15 protein-coding genes, 2 tRNA genes and 2 pseudogenes are annotated in these 23,786 nt (G+C 45.1%); 13 read left to right on the top strand and 6 right to left on the bottom strand.

Translation table 11 applies throughout. The features are described from left to right. Positions 1-170 precede the first annotated feature (170 nt). The 4 genes and pseudogenes from B5F71_RS02075 (at position 171) to mutL (ending at position 6,178) form a co-directional block, all read left to right on the top strand. A complete protein-coding gene (locus B5F71_RS02075) occupies positions 171-1,031 on the top strand; it encodes a peptidylprolyl isomerase (protein ID WP_022041030.1) in 861 nt (286 codons plus the stop codon). After that, positions 1,024-2,397, top strand: a complete 1,374-nt coding sequence (locus B5F71_RS02070) for a peptidylprolyl isomerase (RefSeq protein ID WP_087207431.1) — start codon at positions 1,024-1,026, stop codon at positions 2,395-2,397. Before B5F71_RS02075 ends, B5F71_RS02070 begins: the two co-directional genes overlap by 8 nt. Positions 2,398-2,409: 12 nt before the next feature. Continuing rightward, positions 2,410-4,128 (top strand): annotated as a pseudogene (locus B5F71_RS02065) (OstA-like protein); the annotation flags it as partial. Positions 4,129-4,285: 157 nt separating this feature from the next. Then, positions 4,286-6,178, top strand: coding sequence for a DNA mismatch repair endonuclease MutL (gene mutL / locus B5F71_RS02060; protein ID WP_087207429.1), 1,893 nt, complete (start codon positions 4,286-4,288; stop codon positions 6,176-6,178). 86 nt (positions 6,179-6,264) lie between these two features. On the opposite strand, the gene cysK is transcribed toward mutL, so the two are convergent. From cysK to B5F71_RS02045, 3 genes are all read right to left on the bottom strand, one after another. Further along, positions 6,265-7,185, bottom strand: coding sequence for a cysteine synthase A (gene cysK, locus B5F71_RS02055; protein WP_087207427.1), 921 nt, complete (start codon positions 7,183-7,185; stop codon positions 6,265-6,267). Positions 7,186-7,310: 125 nt separating this feature from the next. Further along, a tRNA-Met gene (locus B5F71_RS02050) sits at positions 7,311-7,386 on the bottom strand. Positions 7,387-7,405: 19 nt separating this feature from the next. Further along, positions 7,406-7,478: transfer RNA gene (locus B5F71_RS02045), tRNA-Met, on the bottom strand. Between the two features lie 512 nt (positions 7,479-7,990). Here B5F71_RS02045 and B5F71_RS02035 point away from each other — a divergent pair. The 3 genes from B5F71_RS02035 (at position 7,991) to B5F71_RS02025 (ending at position 10,160) form a co-directional block, all read left to right on the top strand. Beyond that, on the top strand, positions 7,991-8,578 hold the full coding sequence (locus B5F71_RS02035; RefSeq protein ID WP_022041035.1) for a TetR/AcrR family transcriptional regulator: 588 nt from the start codon (positions 7,991-7,993) through the stop codon (positions 8,576-8,578). A gap of 144 nt (positions 8,579-8,722) precedes the next feature. Next, complete coding sequence (fabG, locus tag B5F71_RS02030; protein WP_087207423.1) at positions 8,723-9,469, top strand: 3-oxoacyl-[acyl-carrier-protein] reductase; 747 nt, start codon at positions 8,723-8,725, stop codon at positions 9,467-9,469. 19 nt (positions 9,470-9,488) lie between these two features. Continuing rightward, entirely contained in the window at positions 9,489-10,160 is a 672-nt protein-coding gene (locus B5F71_RS02025; RefSeq protein ID WP_087207421.1) for an RNA pseudouridine synthase, read from the top strand. Between the two features lie 193 nt (positions 10,161-10,353). Here the strand turns inward: B5F71_RS02025 and B5F71_RS02020 are convergent, their stop codons facing one another. The 3 genes and pseudogenes from B5F71_RS02020 to B5F71_RS02010 form a co-directional block, all read right to left on the bottom strand. After that, positions 10,354-11,256 (bottom strand): Rpn family recombination-promoting nuclease/putative transposase, encoded by a 903-nt coding sequence (locus tag B5F71_RS02020; RefSeq protein WP_087207418.1) that lies wholly within the window; start codon positions 11,254-11,256, stop codon positions 10,354-10,356. A gap of 85 nt (positions 11,257-11,341) precedes the next feature. Then, a pseudogene (locus tag B5F71_RS20910) lies at positions 11,342-11,497 on the bottom strand (PD-(D/E)XK nuclease domain-containing protein); the annotation flags it as partial. A gap of 371 nt (positions 11,498-11,868) precedes the next feature. Next, positions 11,869-13,215 carry a sigma-54 dependent transcriptional regulator gene (locus tag B5F71_RS02010; RefSeq protein ID WP_087207416.1) on the bottom strand — a complete coding sequence of 449 codons (1,347 nt, stop codon included), beginning with the start codon at positions 13,213-13,215 and terminating at the stop codon, positions 11,869-11,871. Between the two features lie 362 nt (positions 13,216-13,577). Between B5F71_RS02010 and B5F71_RS02005 the strand changes: the two genes are divergently transcribed. The 6 genes from B5F71_RS02005 to B5F71_RS01980 all read left to right on the top strand — a co-directional run bounded on the left by B5F71_RS02005 (position 13,578) and on the right by B5F71_RS01980 (position 23,778). Beyond that, complete coding sequence (locus B5F71_RS02005; RefSeq protein ID WP_087207452.1) at positions 13,578-14,192, top strand: RNA polymerase sigma-70 factor; 615 nt, start codon at positions 13,578-13,580, stop codon at positions 14,190-14,192. Between the two features lie 686 nt (positions 14,193-14,878). Then, on the top strand, positions 14,879-15,877 hold the full coding sequence (locus tag B5F71_RS02000) for a FecR family protein (protein WP_087207415.1): 999 nt from the start codon (positions 14,879-14,881) through the stop codon (positions 15,875-15,877). An 11-nt stretch (positions 15,878-15,888) separates the two neighbouring features. Next, complete coding sequence (locus tag B5F71_RS01995; protein WP_087207413.1) at positions 15,889-19,398, top strand: TonB-dependent receptor; 3,510 nt, start codon at positions 15,889-15,891, stop codon at positions 19,396-19,398. A 12-nt stretch (positions 19,399-19,410) separates the two neighbouring features. Next, positions 19,411-21,180 carry a RagB/SusD family nutrient uptake outer membrane protein gene (locus B5F71_RS01990; protein ID WP_087207411.1) on the top strand — a complete coding sequence of 590 codons (1,770 nt, stop codon included), beginning with the start codon at positions 19,411-19,413 and terminating at the stop codon, positions 21,178-21,180. 12 nt (positions 21,181-21,192) lie between these two features. Further along, positions 21,193-22,317: a glycerophosphodiester phosphodiesterase family protein gene (locus B5F71_RS01985; RefSeq protein ID WP_087207410.1), complete on the top strand. Its 1,125-nt coding sequence runs from the start codon at positions 21,193-21,195 to the stop codon at positions 22,315-22,317. Positions 22,318-22,323: 6 nt separating this feature from the next. Next, positions 22,324-23,778: a PQQ-binding-like beta-propeller repeat protein gene (locus B5F71_RS01980; protein WP_087207408.1), complete on the top strand. Its 1,455-nt coding sequence runs from the start codon at positions 22,324-22,326 to the stop codon at positions 23,776-23,778. Positions 23,779-23,786: the final 8 nt, after the last annotated feature.

Genomic DNA, 23,786 nt, shown 5'->3' with positions numbered 1-23,786 from the left:
CAAGCAAGGCAGCTATGCGGTTCATAAATGTGTAAGTTTCTTCTATGTTTTTTCTAATCGTAAAATGACGAAAAATTGCGTACTTTGATATATAAAAACCGTTAATTGTAGCGGAAGTAATCGATTAAAACTGTATCTTCGTTCGCTCTTTCAGACGAAAAACGTCACAGATGAATAAAGGATGTTTCTTGACCATAGGATTGCTGGTCTTGACTGCTTGCACCAAGACGCTCAACCATCAGGGGAAAACCCCGCTGGTGGAGGTGGGGGATGCGTTTCTGTACAAAGAAGACGTGGATGCGGCGATGCCGATAGGTGTGAAAGGGAAAGACAGCGTAGAATTTGCCGAGGCGTATATCCGTAATTGGGTGGAAGATAACTTGCTTTACCGTAAGGCAGAGGGGAATATTCCCGACAATGTAAAGATAGACCAGCAGGTGGAGGCTTACCGGCGGGCACTGATTATGCATGCTTATCAGGAAGAACTGGTAAGACAGAAGTTGGGCAACGAGGTGAGTGAGGAAGAAATCAGTGCGTATTATGAGCGGCATGCCGGACAATTTCAAGCAGAGCAACCTTACATACAAGGTGTGTTTGTCAAAGTTCCTTTGCATACGCAAAACTTGAATCTGGTGCGGAAATGGTACAAGCAACATACGCAGGAGGCTGTGGACAGGTTGGAAAAGTTCAGCATTGCCCATGCAGTGAGTTATGATTATTTTTACGACCGTTGGCGTCCGGTGTCGGAATTTTCATTGAAACTTCCCCTTGATGCGTTGGATACAGATCCCGATTATTTGAACCGGAACAAGAATGTGGAGGTACGTGATACGGCTTTCTGTTATTTCCTGCATGTGGAAAAGTTTCTTCCGAAGGGTGACCGCCTGCCGCTGGAATATGCCAAGAATGAGATAAAAGAAATGATAATTAATCTGAAGCGTGTGGAATTTATAAATCAGATGAAGCATGATTTATATAAAGAGGCTTCGGAGGCTAATGACATAATTTATTATAAACCTGACAATGAATAAGTTTAGAGTAATCAGATGGTGTGTATGCATGCTGTTGTTGCTGGCAGGGATTTCTGCTTATGCCCAAGACAATGTAATAGATGAGGTCGTCTGGGTAGTGGGTGACGAGGCTATCTTGAAATCAGATGTAGAAAACGAACGTTTGAACGCACAATACGAAAACAGGCATTTCGACGGTGATCCTTATTGTGTGATTCCAGAAGAACTGGCGGTGCAGAAGCTCTTCTTGCATCAGGCAGAACTGGACAGTGTCGTGGTGTCCGACCAGGATGTAATTCAAGAGGTGGAACGACGCATTTCGTGGCTGACTGAACAAATCGGCTCGCGGGAGAAAATGGAAGAATATTATAATAAGACTTACACGCAGATCCGTGAAATGCTTCGTGAGAATGTCCGCGACGGCAAGACAGTGCAAGAAATGCAGATGAAAATCGTGGGCGACATCAAGCTCACTCCTGCCGAGGTGCGTAACTATTTCAACAAACTGCCTCAAGACAGCATTCCGTTCGTACCTACACAGGTGGAGGTGCAGATTATTACGCAGGAGCCCAAAATTTCGGAGCAAGAGATAGAACGGGTGAAAGCACAGTTGCGTGAATATGCCGACCGGGTAAATAAAGGCGAGACTTCTTTTTCTACCTTGGCACGTTTCTATTCGGAAGACCCTGGTACGGCACGCCGTGGTGGTGAAGGTGGATTTACGGGCCGTGGTGCATTGGTTCCCGAATTTGCCAATGTGGTGTTTAACCTTACAGATACCAAAAAGGTGTCGAAGGTGTTCGAAACGGAATTTGGTTTTCACATTGCACAATTAATAGAAAAACGAGGCGACCGTGTGAACTACCGTCATATCCTGTTGCGTCCCAAAGTAGACCAAAAAGACATTGATGCTGCTTTGGCGCGTCTGGATTCCATTGCCGATGACATCCGGAAAGAAAAATTCTCGTTTGATGATGCCGCCACGTGGATATCGATGGATAAGGATACCCGAAACAATCATGGTTTGCTTGCCAATCCGCAATCGAATACTTCCCGTTTCGAGATGCAGGAACTTGCCGGACTGGTTTCGCAAGATGTAGCGAAAGTTGTGGAAGGCATGCAGATCGGGGAAATCTCAAAACCTTTTACGATGATTAACTCAAGCGGCAAGCAGGTGTGTGCCATTGTGAAACTGAAGAACCGCATTGACGGACATAAGGCTACCATTACGGAAGACTATCAGCGTCTGAAGGCGATGGTAACTTCAAAGAGGAGCGAAGAGAAGCTTCAGAAATGGATTGTTGACAAGCAGAAGAACACTTATGTGCGTATCAGTCCGAAATGGCGCAATTGCGAATTCAAATATCCGGGATGGATTAAGCGATGAACTGAAAAAGTTATGATGCAAAAAGAAAAGAACAGGAAATATAGGATAAACGGGCATAGGGCGCTTTTGGTGAGTGTCCTATGCCTTTTCGGCTTTTGTCTTTTGGCGCAGAAACCGCTCCGTTCGCAGATAGCCGGGACGCAGGAGGATTCGGTGGCGCAAAAGCGGCAAATGCCTCAGAAACAGACAACTCCCAAGAAACAGCAACCCAAGAGCAAGGTTTATCTGATACATTCGGACTTGTTGCGGAAAGATTCTCGTCATCCTGATGCACAGGTCGTGGTGGGCAATGTCGTTTTCCGGCACGATAGTGTGTATATGTATTGCGACAGTGCTTATTATTATGACAAGATAAGTTCGTTTGAAGCCTTCAGCAATGTCAAGATGAATCAGGGAGATACGCTTTTTCTGTATGGAGACAGATTGTTTTATGACGGGAATACGCAGATTGCTGAAGTACGTATGAACGTACGGATGGAGAATAAGAATACTACGTTGCTGACTGATAGTCTGAACTATGACCGTGTGTACAATCTCGGCTATTTTTTTGACGGAGGAACACTGATGGACGAACAGAACGTCTTGACTTCGGAATGGGGTGAATACAATCCCAGTACGAAGCAATCGGTGTTCAATTATAACGTACAGCTGGTTAACCCGCAGTTTACGCTGACTTCGGATACGCTGGAATATAATACGCTGACGAAGATAGCCAACATCGTGGGGCCGTCGGATATAGACAGTGACAATAACCATATTTATTCCGAGCTGGGTACATATAATACGATGACCGGAAAAGCCTATTTGTACAACCGCTCGATTCTGACCAATGACGGGAAACAGCTGACTGGTGATACCTTGTATTATGACCGTGATGCAGGAACGGGCGAAGCATTCCGCAACATGGTGATGACCGATACCATCAACAAGAATATGATGACCGGCGAATATGGCTTTTATAATGAGAAGACCAAGTTTGCCTTTGCTACCGATAAGGCGGTGGGGATTGATTATTCGCAGGGGGACAGTTTGTTTCTTCACGGTGATACGCTGATGATGCGCACTTTCCATCTGGATACGGATACGATGTTCAGGGAGATGCAGGCTTTTCATAAGGTGCGTTTCTATCGTACGGATGTGCAGGGAGTCGCAGATTCGCTGGTATTCTCTACCAAAGACAGTTGTCTGACAATGTACCAGGATCCTATTTTGTGGAACAAGAATCAACAACTGGTAGGAGAGAAGATATGCATTTATATGAATGACAGCACCATTGACTGGGCTCATATCATCAATCAGGCATTGTCGGTAGAAGAATTGGATTCGACAATGTATAATCAGGTGACGGGAAAGGAGATGAAAGCCTATTTCCGCGATGGGGAAATGCATAAGACTGAAGTTATCGGCTCGGTACGCCTGGTCTATTATCCGATGGATTCGGACAGTACGCTGATTGGTATGAATGTGTCTGAGACGAGTAAACTGGAAATCTATCTGGAGCACCAGAAATTGGAACGGATGGTAATGAGCCCCCAGTCGAACGGTACTTTGTATCCGATGTTGATGATTCCGAAAGGGAAAGACAAATTGGAGAACTTTGTGTGGTTCGATTACATCCGTCCGTTGAATAAGGAGGATATTTTCAACTGGCGTGCCAAGAAAGCAGAAGATCAGTTGAAGAAGAATGTACGTGGCCCGATAGAACTTCCGAACCAGCACTTGTTTGACAAGTTGGCCCAACCTGAAAAGAAAGTGGAAGAAAAGGCTCCGTCGGAAAGTGATGCCGGAAAAACAGAGGCTGGAAACCAGGAAAAGGAGAATGTGGAGGAAGCCGATTCTTCCATACCAGATAGTTGACAGATGAAATTTCTTTAGGAGTATAGAATATATGAGCGATGTGATACGTTTGTTGCCCGATTCCGTAGCTAATCAGATTGCGGCGGGCGAAGTGATACAGCGTCCTGCATCCGTGGTAAAGGAATTGGTGGAGAATGCAGTGGATGCAGGTGCGCATCATATAGATGTGCTGATAACGGATGCTGGAAAAACGTGTATACAGGTAATTGATGACGGGAAAGGAATGTCGGAAACAGATGCGCGGCTGGCATTCGAGCGGCATGCGACATCGAAGATTCGTGAGGCATCCGACTTGTTTGCCCTCCACACAATGGGATTCAGAGGAGAAGCCCTGGCGTCTATTGCTGCAGTGGCACAGGTGGAATTGCGTACATGTCAGGAAGGGGACGTGCTGGGAACACTGCTGACTATTTCCGGTTCGAAAGTAGAAGGGCAGGAAGCAGTGGCGTGTCCTTGCGGAAGTAATTTCAGTGTGAAGAATCTTTTTTACAACGTGCCGGCACGGCGCAAATTCTTAAAGTCGAACCAGACAGAACTGAGTAATATCCTGACCGAGTTCGAACGCATCGTGTTGGTGAATCCTGACATTTCGTTCACTTTGCATCATAACGGCACGGAAATGTTGAATCTCCCTGTCTTGCCTTTGCGCCAGCGCATTATGGGCGTGTTTGGCAAAAAACTGAATCAGGAATTGCTTTCGCTTGACGTTACTACCAGTATGGTGCAAATACACGGGTTTATCGGTAAGCCTGAAACAGCACGTAAGAAAGGCGCCCGCCAGTTCTTCTTTGTCAATGGACGTTTTATGCGCCACCCTTATTTTCATAAAGCATTGGTGGATGCTTACGAACACTTGATACCCGTGGGCGAACAAGTATCTTATTTCATTTATTTTGAGGTGGAACCGGCCAATATTGACGTCAATATCCATCCTACCAAGACTGAAATCAAGTTTGAAAACGAACAGGCTATCTGGCAAATCCTTTCGGCGGCGGTGAAAGAGACACTGGGACGTTTCAATGCTGTTCCTTCCATTGATTTCGATACCGAAGGGATGCCCGATATTCCGGCATTTGAGCCCGACCAGCAAGCTGGGGTTGTGCAGCCGTCACTATCGTATGATCCTTCTTACAATCCGTTTGATGTAAAGACTTCAACGGCTCCTCCCTCTTCGTATTCTCCTTCTTCCTCTCGCCAGAAGCATACGCAATGGGAGCCTTTGTTCGAGGGACTGGAGCGGAAAAGCAATGCCTGGCAGCCTGAAGCGGAAACACCCGCTTCTGAGGATAGCTGGCATACGGAAGAAATACAGCCGGCTTCTCCTACACTCTACGATGCACATCCCGAAGCAACCGTGAAAGAGAGCGTTACACAGCATTACCAGTATAAAGGATGTTATATACTGACTTCCGTAAAATCGGGGCTGATGATTATCGACCAGCAACGGGCGCACATCCGCATCTTGTTCGACCGTTATATGAAGCAGATAGCCGACAAGCGGCACGTATCACAACGCATGTTATTCCCTGAGATGGTACATTTCTCTGTCTCCGAAATACCGGTGTTGGAAACGATTATGGACGATTTGAAAGCTTTGGGATTCGATTTGAGCAATTTGGGTGGAGGCTCGTATGCCATCAATGGTGTACCCGCAGGCATCGAAGGACTGAATCCAGAGCGGTTGGTGACCGACTTGGTTCAGACTGCGATGGAGAAAGGTAAGGACGTGAAAGAAGAAATACAGCAGGCGCTGGCCTTATCGCTGGCAAAAGCTTCGGCCATTGTGCCGGGACAAGTCTTGACGGCAGAAGAGATGAATAATCTGGTGGACGAACTTTTTGCCGTTCCTACCCCTAATTATACTCCCGATGGCAAGACCGTACTGGCTGTGCTGAAAGAGGAAGATATAGAGAAGCTTTTTTAAGACTAAGGAGTTAGAAGGAGTTATTTCACAGAGTTAAAAGGAGTTGAAAACCAATAGGCTTTTAACTCCTTCTAACTAACAGGCTCTTAAAAGGTGGAAAGATATCTTTCTCCTGTGTCAGGTAGAAGCACCACAATGTTTTTACCGGTATAAGCCGGTTGTACAGCAAGCTGAAGGGCAGCGCATACGGCGGCTCCAGATGAGATACCTGTCAGCAGACCTTCGGTTATGACAAGTTCTTTTTCGATACGAAAGGCGTCATCATCCTTGATGCGGATAATGCGGTCTACTGTTTCCGGATAATAGTTTTTCGGGACAAATCCGGCACCGATGCCCTGAATGCGGTGGCTTCCGGCTTTTTCTCCCGATAATACAGCCGAACTGTCTGGCTCTACAGCGATGATTTCGATGTGGGGATTATGGGTTTTCAGTCCTTTTCCTACTCCGCTTATCGTGCCTCCAGTTCCTGCCCCGGCTATAAACACGTCCACTTTTCCATCGGTATCCTGCCATATTTCTTCAGCCGTTGTATGCAGGTGGGCAAGTGGGTTGGCAGGGTTCTCAAATTGCTTTAAGATAATAGAATTAGGTAGTTCACGGTGCAGTTCTTCTGCTTTTCGGATGGCTCCGCTCATACCCTCTGCTCCCGGTGTGAGTACCAGTTGTGCTCCCATTGTTTTCAGTAGCATCCGTCGTTCCACGCTCATGGTTTCGGGCATGGTGAGGATGGTTTTATACCCTTTGATATTGGCTATCCATGCCATTCCGATACCAGTGTTTCCGCTGGTCGGTTCGATGAGGGTGGCTCCAGGTGCGATAAGCCCTTTCTGTTCGGCATCTTCTATCATGGCAAGCGCGGCGCGGTCTTTCACACTTCCACCCGGATTGAAGTATTCCAGTTTTGCCATAATGGAGGCTTGGACATGATGTGCGTTTCCTAATCGGTTCAGCTTTAGAAGAGGAGTGTTGCCGATAAGTTCGGTCAGTTGGTTGTAGATACGTGCCATAGTGTTCAGTTGAAAATTAGACTTCGGTAGGGAAGCAGTAGGGAAAGAGGGGTTTTTGTTTCTTCAGGCATGTTCCTATATCCGTATAAAACAAAAAAGAGAAACTTCCGTTCCTCTCCTGCTTCTGGTTGCGGAGGCCTGACTCGAACAGACGACCTTTGGGTTATGAGCCCAACGAGCTACCAACTGCTCCACTCCGCGATGTTAATCAATATTTTAGTTGCGGAGGCCTGACTCGAACAGACGACCTTTGGGTTATGAGCCCAACGAGCTACCAACTGCTCCACTCCGCGATGTTAATCATTGTTTTCTTAAATCGAGTGCAAAGGTAGAGACTTTTTTTTAAATATGCAAATGATTTGCAGATTTTTTTCGCTTGTTCTTCGGATTTGCAGCAGATTTTATATGGAGCTTGTTTAACTGTTTTGAATTTCTCCAAAAAGTTTTTCTTGGTTTGATGTATTCGTTTTCGTGTGTGCTTTGGGCGGTTTTTTTGTCCTTTCCGCTTCTGTCCTTCGTCAGATAGTCCGCTATCTTTCTCATCACACAAACGGAAATGCCTCAAAAACTCATTTCAAACCAGCACACGATAAATTCAAAACAGTTTCTTTGCCCAGGTTAATTTTGCGAATTGTTTTCGAGGACTATAAAAAGACAATATGCATGTCTGCATTTTTATTTTCCCTTTGGTTCCTTCTGACTTCTTTTAACTCCAAAAAGACAATAAAAAAAATTTGTGTAGTCGGAAGAAAAACTGTACTTTTGCTCACGTTATGTAGATGTTGTGCAATTTTAAGGATTAACGATGACCGTACTGAAGACCCGAGCAAAATTAGTAGACGTAGCCCGACAGCTTTTTGCCAAGAAAGGAGTGGATGCTACGACAATGAACGATATTGCCGTGGCTTCAAAAAAGGGACGCCGTACGCTGTATACTTATTTTAAAAATAAGGAGCAGATTTATATGGCTGTAGTCAAGTCGGAGTTGGAAATGCTTTCCGATACGATGGAGAAAGTTGCCCAGAAAGATATTCCTCCTGATGAAAAGATTCTTCAACTTATTTCCACCCATTTGGATATTGTCAAGCTGGCGGTATATCGCAACGGTACGCTGCGTGCCAATTTCTTTCGCGATATCTGGCGTGTGGAAGCAATGCGCAAGCATTTTGATGCCAATGAAATGAAGCTTTTCCGTACTGTGCTGAAGGAAGGAAAAGAGCAGGGACTGTTTGATATCGACAATGTGGAGATAACTGCCGACATTCTGCATTATTGCATAAAAGGGATTGAGGTGCCCTACATACGCGGTCAGATAGGCGAAGACCTTGACGATGAAATCGGCTGGCGTTACGTAGCAAAGATTGTCTACGGGGCATTGGGAAGAAAATTGTAAAAATGCCAATTAGGAGTTAGATGTCAATACTTTTAGCATCGGTTTCAGCAGCAGGATTATTGTCCTTCAAGTAACTACGTTTAACTTGAAAAAACTTATAAACTAACAAACTTACAAACCAAAAAACTAAATAACTTAAAGATTATGGGATTATTAACAGGAAAAACAGCTATCATTACCGGTGCTGCACGCGGTATCGGTAAGGCAATTGCATTGAAATTTGCTTCTGAAGGAGCAAACATTGCATTTACAGATTTGGTTATTGATGAAAATGGAAAGAAGACCGAAGCCGAAATCGCCGCTTTGGGAGTCAAGGCAAAAGGCTATGCCTCAAATGCTGCCAATTTCGAAGATACCGCCAAGGTGGTAGAGCAAATTCACGCCGACTTCGGTTCTATTGATATTTTGGTTAACAATGCCGGTATTACCAAAGACGGTCTGATGATGCGTATGAGCGAAGGACAATGGGACGCTGTTATTAACGTCAACTTGAAATCGGCTTTCAATTTCATTCATGCCTGCACGCCGATTATGATGCGCCAGCGTAGTGGTAATATCATCAATATGGCTTCGGTGGTAGGTGTACATGGCAATGCCGGACAATGTAATTATTCAGCTTCGAAGGCTGGCTTGATTGGTCTTGCCAAGTCTATTGCTCAGGAATTGGGTTCGCGTGGCATCCGTGCCAATGCCATTGCTCCGGGCTTCATCATCACCGATATGACTGCACAATTGTCAGATGAAGTAAAGGCAGAATGGAACAAACGCATTCCGTTGCGCCGTGGCGGTACGCCCGAGGATGTGGCAAACATCGCTTTGTTCCTGGCATCGGATATGTCGTCGTACGTATCGGGTCAGGTGATTCAGGTAGATGGCGGTATGAACATGTAATGTTGCCCCGACCGAGTGTATGACCGTAGTGTACGAAGATAATCATCTCATTATCGTCAATAAGACTGCTTCTGAAATCGTGCAGGGCGACAAAACGGGGGATGTGCCTCTGTCGGAGACGGTAAAGCAATACCTCAAGGAGAAATATGCCAAGCCCGGCAATGTTTTCTTGGGAGTGACACATCGGCTGGATCGTCCTGTGAGCGGATTGGTGGTCTTTGCCAAGACCAGTAAGGCATTGGCGCGTCTGAATGAGATGTTCCGCAAAGGTGAGGTGAAAAAAACTTACTGGGCAGTTGTCAAGACATGTCCTCAGGTCGAAGAAGGTGAATTGGTGCATTATCTGGTGCGCAACGAAAAACAGAACAAGTCGTATGCTTATGATAAAGAGGTGAATGGCTCGAAAAAGGCGGTACTTCATTACCGCCTTATCGGGCATTCGGAAAATTATTACCTGCTGGAAGTTGACCTGAAGACAGGACGTCATCATCAGATAAGGTGTCAGTTGGCAAAAATAGGATGCCCGATAAAGGGTGACTTGAAGTATGGTTTTCCGCGCTCCAATCCCGACGGAAGTATTTGCCTTCATGCCCGAAAGGTATGTTTTGTTCATCCGGTGTCGAAAGAGCAGATAGTGGTTACGGCTCCCGTGCCCGCCGGCAATCTGTGGAAAGCCTTTCAAGGATTATAATTATAAGGTGTTAAAGGGGGTAGAAGCCTATGCTTCTATATTATTACTCCTTTTGAATCATTGAAATAACTCTTTTGTTGTAATGCTTCGCATGAAATAGATGTAAGGTCCCAAGTGCGTATGGTATAGATAAAAGAAGCGAGGCTTGTCTCAGTGTGAATTATCCAGATAAGTCTCGCTTCTTCTTTTTCTTTTATAGCTTTGCAATTTCATCAGGTGTGAGACCTGTTATTTTAGCTATGATTTCAGTTGGAATGCCTTCTGCTTTCATGCCGCGTGCATTTTGGATGTTACTCTGTTTTATGCCTTCTTGCATTCCTTCTTGTCTGCCTTTCTCTATTCCTTTCTCCATTCCTTTTTCCATGCCTTTTTCCATACCTTCCCGCAAAGCATCGCTTATCAGGGTGTTCTCTACCCGTACGGCATCCCAGAAGTCATCGTACCACCAGAGTTGCGCATCGCTGAAGGCGGATTCTTCGATTTCTGTTACGGCTTTGCTGATTTCCGGATTTTCCAGCAGTTCTTTGGGGGCTTGGCGGGTTTGTTCGTTTATTTCCGTGAGGTAGCGCAGCCAGAGCACCGCCATTTTCTTGCCTTTGAAATTTTGTGGCTTGAATTTGGGAAGCTCCACGAAGATAAACCTCAGTCCTTCGATAATCTTGTCTGTATGCTCCACTTGAACGATTTGATAGTCGTGGTAAGCGTCCGGTACATCCGGTAGGAAAATATCGTTTACCAGGTTGAGTGAATAGACGGGCTGTAGCAGTTCGTATTTGCTTTCCCTTCCTCCTAGCTGGCGCACGTATGCTTTCGAGGCGTTGAAGAGCACGCGTTGCATAAAGGCGGTCGACCAAAGCATCTGCATCTCCACCAAGAATTGCCTGCCCGCTTTGTCTTTGCAGCGCACGTCTACGATGCTGTTTTTCTTCAGCGGTGTCTCCGGCACCAGTTCCGGAGTCAGGTATTCGATTTCCTTTATTTCTTCTTCAGGCTTATCGAAAGGCAGCAATGCGTTGAGCAGGCTGATGACCAGGTCGGGATGTTCGCCGAATACTTTCTTGAAAGTCAGGTCGGCCTTAGGGTCTAAGTATCTCATGGGTGTTGTTTATAGGGTTTGATGCAAAGTTAATAAATCTTTGCCGGTATGGCAATCCTTTGGGGCAGGAATAATTTATATGTACGGTGCGCATTACCACGTCTATCCGTCCTTTCGAGGTGTGCGCTTCTACGTCTACATAATATCCCGTCAAGGTGAAGATGATGTAAAGCACCTGTTGGTAATACCCTTCGTAATCGGTATTGTCGGTATAAGGCATGGTGGAAAGGAAAGTCTGGAGCTATCATCGGACGCAGGCTACACAAGAAAGCAAAAAGAGGATGCTTCACAGCATCCTCTTTCCTTATTAACACATAGGCATCTTCATTTTATCAAAAGATAGTATGTTGAAATACTAATTTTTGACTTGTTTTATTTATGGGGTTGGGTAATAGTTTAGCCTTTGTTTAGTCCAGTTTCCTTTAATTTTTTCTTGTTTCAATTCTCTCTTACACCCAATGTAGGGCAAATGCCGTGCCAGGTCCGTTGGACTTTCCCAGGATGCTGATAATGAGCCTTGTGCCCGGATTGGGCTTGAAGAGGGATGTGGGGAATGTGTGGAAATCTGTCACAATATTGTGGAATTATTCCACACATATGCGGGCTTCAAGTTCATTCATTATTCATCATGTTATACAGTTTCATTTTGTTGTATAACGTTTTCCGGTCTATGCCCAGCAGTTGTGCCGCCTTGCTTTTGTTGTTTCCGGTACGTTGCAGGGCGTGCAGGATGCGCTGTTTTTCCTGTTCCCCATTGTGCAGGCTGAATGGTGTGTCGTTGGTTTCTGCCAGCGGATTCAGTATGTCTTCCCCCAGTTCCAGTGGAGTGATGAAGTTGCCTTGTGCCAGCAGTGTGGCACGTTTTACTACGTTTTTCAGCTGGCGCAGGTTGCCTGGCCACGGATAGCGTTGGAGTGCTTCGCTTGCCGCCGCGTCAAATCCGGTCAGGTTGCGTTCCAGTTCGCGGTTTGCCTGGTCGAGGAAGAAATTGGCAAAGAGCAGGATGTCTTCCCGGCGTTCTTTCAGGTCGGGCATGCGTAGGGTAAACTCGTTGATGCGGTGGTACAGGTCTTCGCGGAAAGTCCCTTTGGCAATGCCCTCTTTCAGGTTTTCGTTGGTGGCACAGATAAGGCGTACGTCCACTTCGATTTCTTTGGTCGAACCGATGCGGCGGATGCGCCGTTCTTGCAGGGCACGCAGCAACTGTATTTGTACTTCGTAGCTCAGGTTTCCTATTTCGTCCAGAAAGAGTGTGCCTCCGTTTGCTTCTTCGAAAGCACCCACCTTGTCGGTCAGTGCGCCTGTAAATGAGCCTTTTACGTGTCCGAAAAACTCTGATGCTGCCAGGTCTTTGGGGATTGAGCCGCAATCAATGGCGATAAACGGTTTGCCGTTACGTTTGCTCAGTTCGTGGATGCGGTGTGCCACGTATTCTTTGCCCGTTCCGCTTGCGCCGTTTATCAGCACCGACATTTGCGTGGGAGCTACCAGGCGTACATAGTTGAACAGTTGGTGTGCCGCTTCGCTTTCCCCTTCCAGGAAGTTTTGTGTGACAGGTGGAGCCGTTTTTTCACTTCCCGGGGCGGCAGGCGCTTCCGCATTTTCGACAGCTTCTTTTATTTTCTTCAGCAGTTCGTCGGGTTGTACGGGTTTGGCGATGTAGTCGCTTGCTCCTTGCTTCATGGCCTCTACGGCACTTTGTATTTCCGCATAGCTGGTCATGATGATGAGGGGGGTATGGCAAGACTGGTTCCGCAGCCATGCCAGCAGGTGGATGCCGTCTTGGTCGGGTAGTCTCAGGTCGGACAGAATCAGGTCATACCTGTGTTCGGCAAGCAGCTTCCGTGCCCGTGCATTGGTACTTGCCGTGTCTACTTCGAATCCCTTTTTCGTCAGCCATGTTTTCATCATGGTTGAAAAAACCAAATCATCTTCCACTATCAGTATAGACGATGCCATAGATTATAGTTTGCTTTTTGTGAAAAATAAAGATACCTTGATCTTGTGACAAAGATACTATTTTTTCGGAAAGTGGAGAGTCTTTTGCTTGTTTTTTCGTTACCGGGTTATAGGGTTTGTCATATCGCAAAAGCAAAAATGCCTCGGAAACTCATTTCCAATCATTATATGACAAATTCAAAATACTTTCTGAGTGAAACAGAATTTTAACAAAAATGATGGATGATAGCAATTTTGCGGGATTATGGAGAAATATTTGTAGAAATTTAGACAAGGAATGAAACTAATTCTTTAACTTTGTGATATACGAATTTGTATAAATTAGGAAATATAATATGGTAGTACAACTGAATCAACCGAATATCTATCGTTTTTCTACAGAAGAAGATTTGCTGAGTGACTTAAAGCAAAGTGATCATGCAGCTTTTGAATATCTGTTCAAGCGGTTTTATCCGAGATTGCTAGGATATGCTATACGGTTTGTGCGTGACGAAGAGACTGCGGAAGATATTCTTCAAGAATGTTTTATGACTTTCTGGGAGAGAAGGCAAATGTTGTCTGCGGTATCTCTAGGTTCTCTGCTTTTCCTAATGGTTCGTAATGCTTGTTTGAATTATCTGAAACATACAGCGTTGGTGCATCATGTTTCTATTGACTATCTGAACATATTGGATGGCGAAGAAAGATTATATTCTGCCGACCTGATGTTGAGTGCCGACGAGCCTATATTATATGAAGACTTGAAAGTTCAGATAGATAAAGCCTTGTCACAATTGTCCCCCCGTTCTCGGGAAATATTTTTGCTTAGCCGTTTTAAAGGGTTGAAAAATCGGGAGATAGCTGAAATGTTGGGCATATCTACAACAGCGGTAGAGAAGCATATCTCCAAGTCTCTTAAGGTTATTTCTGATTATTTGAAGGACAACACGTCTTACAGTCACTACCTTATTATTATGTCTTTTTTGCTTTTCAAGTAGAGCCTGTTTTTAAGAAATTGTTTTGGATTTATCGTGTGCTGATTTGGGATGAAAAAAACTTTTTGGAAAAATTCAAAACAGTTTCTATACTTTAAACGCTATACTTTAAACGGCATCAAAATGTGCATTTTCTGCCTCTGTGATTTGAAAATTTCACATCAATACTATCTGATGCTTTCGGTTTATTTCCCATTGTCTGATTAAATTTCGTAAGCATTCGAACAAATGCTTGCCGATTACCGCCTTTCCGGATAAAATCATAGCAAGACGCAGCCGTTTGCGGAAGCCTGCGGATATAGGTGTATCGGCAAACGCATATAAGTCCATTCGCTGTAAGATTATTAATCTTCAGGCTGCAAGATTATTAATCTTACAAGCGGAAGATTATTAATCTTATACCAGACGAAGTTATCTGCGCTGGGAGAAGAAGATAATAACGACAACCTTTTAAATCATCTGAGTCTGACAAAGTACAGTTTAGTAATGCGCGGTGAACGGAACGGAGACAGCATACAGGAATTGTGACATCAACAAAATGCACAAATGCATACCGCGCATAGTATAAGTACACGATAAATTCAAAACAATTTCTGATGTACTGATTCAAAAAAAATTTTTGAGAAAAATGCATTGGGGGGGTTGGGTAATTATCTTTCAGATTGTTCTATCTATAGAAAACGAATTTTATGGATAGACTTTCTTATATACGTAACTTGGCTTTTTTGTATTTCGAGGGGAAAATTCCGAGGGATGCAGAAAGTGTTTTGTTTGATTTCATCAATGAAAATTCCCGTCATTTCACGTTGTTTCGGAAATGGGAACGCGAGTGGTTGAATTCAGGGCAGACAAATGCCGATGTGGAGAGACAATGGAAGCGTCTTCATACACGGATGCTTGCCAATGAGGCCGCAATGCCTATGTTTCCGAAACATCGGTTCACTTTCCGGCGTATGTTTTCTTTTGTTGCTGTAGTATTGGTATTGGTTTGCTTATCAGTAGCCATACTTTACCGCAATGTCCATACCGGAATGGAAGTATCTTATTTTGTGTATGAGACTCCCTTGGGCGATAAGACAAGGCTTCTTTTGGCAGACGGTTCTTCGGTCTGGTTGAACAGTGGGTCTACCTTGAAGTATTCTACCGGCTTCAATGCGAAAAACCGTGTGGTCGTGCTAGATGGGGAAGGATATTTCGAAGTGAAACAAAACGGAGGTGTTCCGTTTACAGTCCATACACATGGGTATGATGTCGTGGTGAAAGGTACTAAATTCAATGTGTCGGCATACGAGGAGGACCCTTTTATTTCTACTACATTGATAGAAGGAAAAGTAACAGTGAATTATAAGGACGAATCAGTCGATATGCAGCCAGGCGAGGAGATGAAGCTGATAAAGAGTACTGGAGAATTGCAACATTCGCGGGTTAATGCCGCTCAGTCGAATGCCTGGACGAACAATCAGCTGGTAGATGATAACATAACTTTCCAGGAATTGATGATGCGGCTTTCCCGCCGTTTCGATGTCCGGATTTATGTAGATGATGAGGTCTTGAGTCATCAGACGTTTAGTGTTTCCTTACGTAATGAAGAAACATTGGAGCAAGTGTTTGATGCTCTTCAAAAGATTATTCCTTTTTCGGTAAAGAAAGAAAATCAGAGTTATCATATAACATCAATTAATCGTTAAAATTTTAAACTATGAACAACCGAAAATGTTTTCTCAGGCTGTTCCTGTGCCTTTCATTCGGCTGGGGTGTTTTGGCATTGAATGCTCAGACCGTGAGCAAGAGCTTCAATGATACGCCGCTGAAGACCGTATTGAAAGAGGTGGAAAGCCAGACGGGATTGTCTGTTGTTTACAAGACAGACGAAGTGGATGTGAACCGGAAAGTGAATGCATCATTCCAGAACTCTTCTTTGGATGAAGTAATGTCGAAAATCCTGGGACCGCAATTAACGTGGATTGTACAGGACAAGATGATTATTATTTCAAAGAAGCAGGTTAAGGAAACATCTAAAAGCGACAAAAGCCTTACTGTATCGGGGGTGGTGACCGATGAAACCGGCATTCCTGTTATCGGTGCCAGTGTATTGGTGAGGGGAAGTTCGAACGGAAGCATTACTGATATGGACGGTAATTTCTCTATTGCCGATGTGCCTCAAGATGCGATGATAGATATTTCTTACATTGGTTACAAGACACTGGCGTTCAAGGCTACAGACAAAGCGTTGGCGAATGTTGTATTGAAAGAAGATACCGAAGTATTGGAAGAAGTGGTGGTTGTAGGATATGGTACGGCGAAGAAGGCGAACTTGTCGGGTTCCGTAGCGCAGATTTCGTCCAAGGAGATAGAGCACCGCATCAGCGCCAATACGGGGTCTGCCCTGCAAGGACTTATCCCCAACTTCAATGTGTCGTTCAGCGACGGTGCGATTAACAAGAAAGCCTCGTTCAATGTGCGTGGAGAAGGTTCTATCAACGGAGGCGAACCGCTGGTGCTGATTGATGGTGTAGAAGGGGATATGAACTACATCAACCCGAAGGACATCGCTTCGGTTACGGTTCTGAAGGATGCTTCTTCCGCGGCTATTTACGGAGCACGTGCGGCATTCGGTGTGGTATTGGTTACGACCAAGAATCCCGAGAAAGGGAAGATACAGGTGAACTACTCCAATCATTTTGCATGGAGCAATCCGACCATTAATACCGACAATTTCATTACAGACGGGTTGGAATGGGCACGGTTGAGTGACAAGCTGAGCCTGATGGAAAACACGAGTACGTATTTGGGCTATACCGAAGAAGACTATGCCTATATGGAAGCCCGCAAGAAAGACCCGTCGCTTCCCAGTGTGCTGATAAAGACCATAGATGGTGTAGAACGGTATGTGCATTACGGTAATACGGACTGGTGGAATTATATTTTCCGCAGCAACCAGCCTTCGATGGAACATAACCTGAACATCTCCGGAGGTTCCGACCGCGTGCGCTATTACTTGTCGGGACGATTCTATTCGCGCGACGGTATCTACCGCATCAATCCCGACAAGATGAAAAGCTACACGTTGCGTTCGAAGGTGGATTTTCAGATATTGGACAACTTGAAGTTTACCAACTCTACCAATATTTATATGAGCGATTACGATTATCCGGTGACCAACGCCCGCGATATGAGCGGAAACAATAACGATGAAGACTGGCGGAAATACACTTACCATGCTTCGCCGTTGTATTTGCCTCACAATCCCGACGGAAGCATTATGATAAACAGTCCGTATGCACCGGGGCGTGATATTGCCGACGGTACTTTCGCTGATTTGACTTACGGAAAGAGCCACGGAACGGATTCGGAATATGACTTGATGAATACATTCAGTATACAATACACTCCTATTAAGGGACTGGACTTGAACGCTGATTATACATTCCGTAAGGAAAGTCCGTTCTCACGCCAGTTGCGTGTATCTACTCCTCATACGAACCAGCCGGGTGGAGAGGGAGTGACCGACTATAAGCCCAATACAGAATTGTACAAGGAAAGACACTGGCATTCGCAATATCAGGCCATCAATGCATTTGCTACTTATAGCCATACCTTCAATGATAAGCATAACCTGAAAGCGATGGTCGGGTTTAATCAGGAGTGGAGACACTGGGAGCGTACGGTAGCTATGCGCAGCGGACCCATCTCGGAAGATTTAGGTTCATTTAATTTGGCGACCGGCGAGAATATCGAGCTGCTGGGTTCGAAAGCAGAATGGGCCATCCGTGCCGCTTTCTATCGGTTCAATTACGATTATAAAGGGAAGTATTTGATTGAGTTCAACGGACGTTTTGATTTGTCGTCCAAGTTCCCTCATGATAATCGTCTGGGTATATTCCCCTCTGGTTCAGTTGCTTGGAGAGTAAGCGAAGAGAAGTTCTTCGAACCTTTGCGTTCGTGGATGGACAATCTGAAACTGCGTTTGTCATTCGGTACATTGGGCAACCAGAATGTAGGCGAGTACGATTATATCGCTAAAATGAAAGTGAGCCAAGGAAATTATATTGTAAATGGGGCAAACTTGAGTTACTTGAGTACTCCCGATGCTATCTCTTCTAATTTTACTTGGGAAAAATCCCAAACCATTAATGCCGGTATTGACCTGTCTTTCTTCAACAACCGTCTTTCGGCTTCGTTCGACTGGTATCAGCGTGACACACGCGATATGTTGACGCAAGGCAAGGAGCTTCCTGCCGTGTTCGGTACGGAAGAACCGCAAGAAAATGCAGCCGACTTGCGTACCAGAGGTTTTGAGTTGTCGGTAAACTGGAGAGACCGCTTTACCTTATGGGATGCTCCTTTCGAATATAATATCGGGGTAAACCTTGCAGATAACCGTACGGTTATTACCCGGTTCGACAATCCGAGCGGGAACATTGATGATTTCTATGTAGGAAAAGAACTGGGAGAAGTATGGGGATATACGATTGAAGGTTTCTTCCAGACCGATGACGAATATCTGACTCATGCCGACCAGCTGCTGGTGAACCAGCGCATACGCAACTATTATCTGGTAAATCATCCTGTAGCGGGCGACTTGAAGTTCAAGGACATTGATGAAGACGGTTCAATCACTCCGGGAAAACAGACATTGAGCGACCACGGCGATTTGCGTCGGATTGGAAATACCACACCAAGATATTCCTTGGGTGTCAACTTAGGGTTCAATTATCGGGGCATCGATTTCTCCGCATTCTTCCAGGGTGTATTAAAACAAGACTGGTGGCCGGGTGATGATAACGGTTATTTCTGGGGTCCTTTCACCCGACAGTACCTGAACTTCTATCCGAAAAGCATCGAATCCATGTCGTGGACACCGGATAATCCGGATGCCTATTTCCCGCGTCTGGCTGTTTATGCAGCCAATGAAGGCGGCAATTACGAAGGCTCACAGTTAAGAGTTGTTTCAGATAAATATCTTCAGAATGCAGCATACGTGCGTTTGAAAAACATTACTCTTGGATATACCTTGCCCGAACGGATTTGCCAGAAGCTGAAGGTTATCAGAAGCATCCGCATGTATGTGTCCGGTGAGAATATCCTAACATTCTCTCCGCTGTACAAGAATAATCCAGACCGTACTGTCGACCCTGAACAATTGGGTAATGGCAATGCTTATCCTTTCAGCAAGACATTTGCCTTTGGCTTTGACATTAAATTCTAAAGAATATCAGTTATGAAAAAGAAATATAGTACAATCAAATTGGTTTCCCTTTTTGTGGGAAGCATATTGACGGTTTCCTGTAACGATTCCTTTCTGGACCGTTATCCCATTGCGGAAATCTCGCCGGAAAATTCATTTAAGACGGCAGATGACCTGAGACTGTACACAAACGGTTTTTATGAACAGCTTCCTTCTATCCGTAACATTATCGATGCAGACCTGAAGACGGATAATGTGCTGTATTCCAGCATACCGGATGAGCAGCGCAGCCACGAACGGATTCTTCCTTCCGAAACAGGAAGCGGAGGCTGGGATTGGGAAGATCTGCGTGAAATAAACTTGTTTTTCGACAATTACCAACGCTGTACCGATGAAGCGGGGCGCGATAAGTATGAAGGAGTAGCCCGGTTCTTCCGTGCGTGGTTCTATTTCGACAAAGTAAAACGCTTCGGCGACGTGCCTTGGTATGAAACGGTTATTCAGACCGGTGACATCGATTTATTGTATAAAGCGCGTGATAGCCGTGAATTTGTTGTAAGCAAGATTATACAGGATTTGGAGATAGCCGTAGACAAGTTGGGGGACGAACGTGCTTCTGATCAGGTAACCCGCTGGACGGCATTGGCCCTTCTCTCCCGTGTTTGTTTGTATGAAGGTACTTTCCGTAAATATCATACAGAGTTAGGTATACAAGGAAGTGATACATTGCTACAGAAAGCTTACGAAGCTGCAGGAAGAGTGATGGACGAATCAGGCTATACCTTGTATAGTACAGGCAATCCGGATACGGATTATCGGGATTTGTTCGCTTCTACATTAAAAGAGGATGAAGTGATTTTGGGACGCCGTTATTCGTTGACTTTGAACCAGATGCATAATGTGAACTATTACTTGACATCACGTACCCAACGTGACATCGGCCTGACAAAAGACTTGGTAGACTCCTACCTCCAACTGAACGGAATGCCTTTTACAAGCAAGACAGGATATGCCACAATGGGATTCTACGATGAAATGCAGAGCCGTGACCGCCGTTTGGCGCAGACAATCCGTTCTTTGGGGTATCAGCGTATAGGCGGAACAGCGACCTTGCTTCCTGATTTTGCTGCTACGATGACAGGCTATCAGCTATGTAAGTTCTTATCTGACGAAACGCAAGACGGTGACGGAGCTTCGTATCAGGATGTTGCGTTTATCCGTTATGCTGAAGTCTTGTTGAACTATGCGGAAGCAAAAGCTGAACTGGGCATTATTACACAGGATGATATAGACCGTACCATCCGGCTGATACGCAGCCGGGTCAGTATGCCTAATTTAGATATGACGTTTGCTAATCAGTCGCCCGATGCGGTATTGGCAGCCTTGTATCCGAATGTATCGGGAAGCAACCAAGGAATCATATTGGAAATCAGAAGAGAACGACGGATTGAGTTGGTAATGGAAGGTTTCCGTTGGGATGACCTAGTGAGATGGAAAGCCGGCAAATTGCTGGAACCTCATTTTATCGGTATGTATTTCCCGTCATTAGGCGAGTTTGACTTGGATGGAGACGGTGCACCTGATTTGATGTTGTACACGGGTACTGCCCCTTCGACTACCGCTGCGCAAAGTGTGGAAATCGGAGGTGTGCTTCAGCTTACGGAAGGTGACCACGGCAATTTAATCGGTTTTAAGGATAATACAAAACAATTCGATGAATCGCGTGATTATCTGTATCCTCTGCCAACAGGTGACTTATTGTTGAACGAGAATTTGGTACAGAATCCGAATTGGGACAAATAAAGGAGGAACGCAATGATAAAGGCTTTTAAGTTTTTCATGCTCGTATCTGTCATGTCCTTCTATGCCTGTGGCTCCGATTCGATAGAAGGAGGTGCGGCATCTGCATCCATAGCGGTTGAGGCTTCTGCCAATGAGGTCGGTTATGGAGAAGGCGTGACATTTACGCTCCAGAATGTGACGGAATCAGATGTAGCTTCTGTCTGTTGGGATTTCGGTGACGGTGAAACGTCTGATGCATTTGCTCCGTCACATGCTTATCGTATTCCTGATGATTATACGGTAGTGGCTTCAGTAACCTTGTCTACTGGAGAGGTGAAAGAATATAAGACTTTGGTAAAGGTTTTTGCCGAAGAAATAAATTCGGCAGTCCGTCTTTCTATTCCTGAATCTTTGACAGACAGGCATTATCAGGTATGTGCACACCGTGGGTATTGGAAGGAAGCTCCGGAAAATTCGGTTTCCGCTATCGAGAAGGCTATACAGAACGGCATTGATTTCATCGAGATTGATGTGCGGATGACGGAAGACAATGAGCTTGTGTTGATGCACAACGCTACGATAGATGAAACCACTAATGGAACAGGTAAGGTTTCTGACTTGACATTCGAAGAGATAAAGTCTTACTATTTGTATTTTGACGGTCGACAGACAATGGAACATGTACCTTCATTGGCAGAGGCGCTGATGGCGGCAAGAGGGAAGATATATGTGGATATTGATATGAAGATCTCGGATTACCGTTCCGTTTACAATATAGTGAAACAATGCGGTATGCTGTCTCAATGTATGTTTACCGTTTACGAGTTGCAGGATGCGTCCAATTTGTTGAACATTGACAAGACGGTGAATGTGTTTCCGGTTGTTTACACAATGGATGACTTAGACGGCTTTATGTCTTTAGTTGATAAACTTGCTATCGTTCAATTCAATTCGGAGGCTTGGAAAAACGATATTTTGGAGAAAGCATATAGTAACGGGATAGCCGGATTCATGAATGTCTATGTCAATGACGATGATACTCCATATACGGACAACTATCAGAAAGTAAACAGGTTTGTCAGTTTGGGAGGAACTGTTGCACAGACGGATTTTCCTGTCGAGTTAAAAAAATATCTTGACAACTTAAAAAGAGATTAACAGCGTATGAAAAAACTAATATGGATGGCAGCGGCGTTTGTATTGATAACCGCCTGCCAAGATGATGATAAAGTGAATACTAAGCCGGTGGCTGCATTCAAGGCTACGGCTACTACAGTGGAAGTGGAACAAAGCATTTCGTTTACCAATCTGTCGTTTGACGAAGACGGGCAGATAAGCCGCTGGCAATGGGATTTCGGAAACGGAACAACATCGGAAGAAGAGAATCCTACCATTTTCTACAATGAGCCAGGTGATTACAAGGTGGTGTTGACTGTATGGGACAATCAGGGGCAGCAGAATGCAAATTCCTTTGATAAGACCATTGCTGTCAAGGAAAAATCGTTATCAGATGAGGAACCGGAACTGATATGGGAATATACTACCACTACGGGATTCCAGGATGCTTCTTTGGCAGTCGATAATCAAGGGAACATCATTTTCGGTTGCGATGCCAATAACAGCCGCGGTGATTATAACATTGCGGTGCTGAATAATAACGGCGAAGAACAATGGACTTATAAGGCGGGTGATGTGGTAAGAAGTACGCCGGCTGTTGCTGATGACGGAACGTTCTACATTGGCAGTTATGATGATAATTTGTATGCGTTCAAATCGGAGTCTTCAACCATTTTGGGTACATACGATACGAATGACAATGTGAAATATACTTCTCCGGCTGTGGATATGGACGGAACTGTATATTATGGAGGTGACAATCAAAAGTTATGTGCTCTTTCAGCTGTTTCGATGAGTGAATTGTGGAGTGCGGATTGCGGCGGTGACATACAGTCTCCGGTGGTTATCGGTGACGATGCCGTATATGTCTGCAACAACAGTGGCAAGATGCTGGCTTTCGCCAAGGCAGATGGTTCTAAACTTTGGGAAATAGAATATGGAGCGTCTTGTACGGCTGCACCGGCTTTGGGCGAAGACGGAACGATTTATATGTGCGGCAACACGTCTGACGGAGGCATCGTCATGGCTGTAAATGCTGCCGACGGAATTGTCAAATGGCAGTCGCCAAGTGTATCGAAATACGACAATAGCGGAATTGCGCTTGACTTGAGCGGGCGTCTGTATGTCGGTGATAGTGACGGCGTGATGACTTGCTACAGCCAATCGAACGGAGATATGGTTTGGACATTCCGCAGCCAGGGAAGGATTCGTTGTACACCTGCCATAACCGATAACGGAAATATCTGTTTCGGAGACGGTGCCGGCTATTTCTACATCTTGAATGAAGAAGGCAAGCAAGTATATAAGGAAGTCAAGCTGGGCAATGAGATTTGTTCATCGCCGGCAATAGGCAGTGACGGTACGGTTTATATTTGTGTGAATGTCGAGACAAACCAGCAGCCGGGCAGATTGTGCGCATTCCGGACAACCGCTACCGGGGCAATGAAAGGCTGGTCAATGCGGGGAGGTAACAGTTTGAGAAACGGTCGTCGTTCAAATTAAAAAGGTTT

This window comes from Bacteroides sp. An269, from assembly GCF_002159755.1.
GTDB lineage: Bacteria > Bacteroidota > Bacteroidia > Bacteroidales > Bacteroidaceae > Phocaeicola > Phocaeicola intestinalis.
The sequence above is the reverse complement of the archived record's forward strand: the minus strand, read 5'-3'. Positions and strand labels throughout refer to the sequence as shown.

Excerpts from the sequence above, each read along its gene's own strand:
- B5F71_RS02010 (WP_087207416.1), bottom strand. The coding sequence starts at position 13,215 with ATGGCATCGTCTATACTGATAGTGGAAGATGATTTGGTTTTTTCAACC.
- B5F71_RS02035 (WP_022041035.1), top strand. The coding sequence starts at position 7,991 with ATGACCGTACTGAAGACCCGAGCAAAATTAGTAGACGTAGCCCGACAG.
- fabG (WP_087207423.1), top strand. The coding sequence starts at position 8,723 with ATGGGATTATTAACAGGAAAAACAGCTATCATTACCGGTGCTGCACGC.
- B5F71_RS02070 (WP_087207431.1), top strand. The coding sequence starts at position 1,024 with ATGAATAAGTTTAGAGTAATCAGATGGTGTGTATGCATGCTGTTGTTG.
- B5F71_RS02000 (WP_087207415.1), top strand. The coding sequence starts at position 14,879 with ATGGATAGACTTTCTTATATACGTAACTTGGCTTTTTTGTATTTCGAG.
- B5F71_RS01985 (WP_087207410.1), top strand. The coding sequence starts at position 21,193 with ATGATAAAGGCTTTTAAGTTTTTCATGCTCGTATCTGTCATGTCCTTC.
- B5F71_RS02075 (WP_022041030.1), top strand. The coding sequence starts at position 171 with ATGAATAAAGGATGTTTCTTGACCATAGGATTGCTGGTCTTGACTGCT.
- cysK (WP_087207427.1), bottom strand. The coding sequence starts at position 7,185 with ATGGCACGTATCTACAACCAACTGACCGAACTTATCGGCAACACTCCT.
- B5F71_RS01995 (WP_087207413.1), top strand. The coding sequence starts at position 15,889 with ATGAACAACCGAAAATGTTTTCTCAGGCTGTTCCTGTGCCTTTCATTC.
- B5F71_RS01990 (WP_087207411.1), top strand. The coding sequence starts at position 19,411 with ATGAAAAAGAAATATAGTACAATCAAATTGGTTTCCCTTTTTGTGGGA.
- B5F71_RS02020 (WP_087207418.1), bottom strand. The coding sequence starts at position 11,256 with ATGAGATACTTAGACCCTAAGGCCGACCTGACTTTCAAGAAAGTATTC.
- B5F71_RS02025 (WP_087207421.1), top strand. The coding sequence starts at position 9,489 with ATGACCGTAGTGTACGAAGATAATCATCTCATTATCGTCAATAAGACT.
- mutL (WP_087207429.1), top strand. The coding sequence starts at position 4,286 with ATGAGCGATGTGATACGTTTGTTGCCCGATTCCGTAGCTAATCAGATT.
- B5F71_RS01980 (WP_087207408.1), top strand. The coding sequence starts at position 22,324 with ATGAAAAAACTAATATGGATGGCAGCGGCGTTTGTATTGATAACCGCC.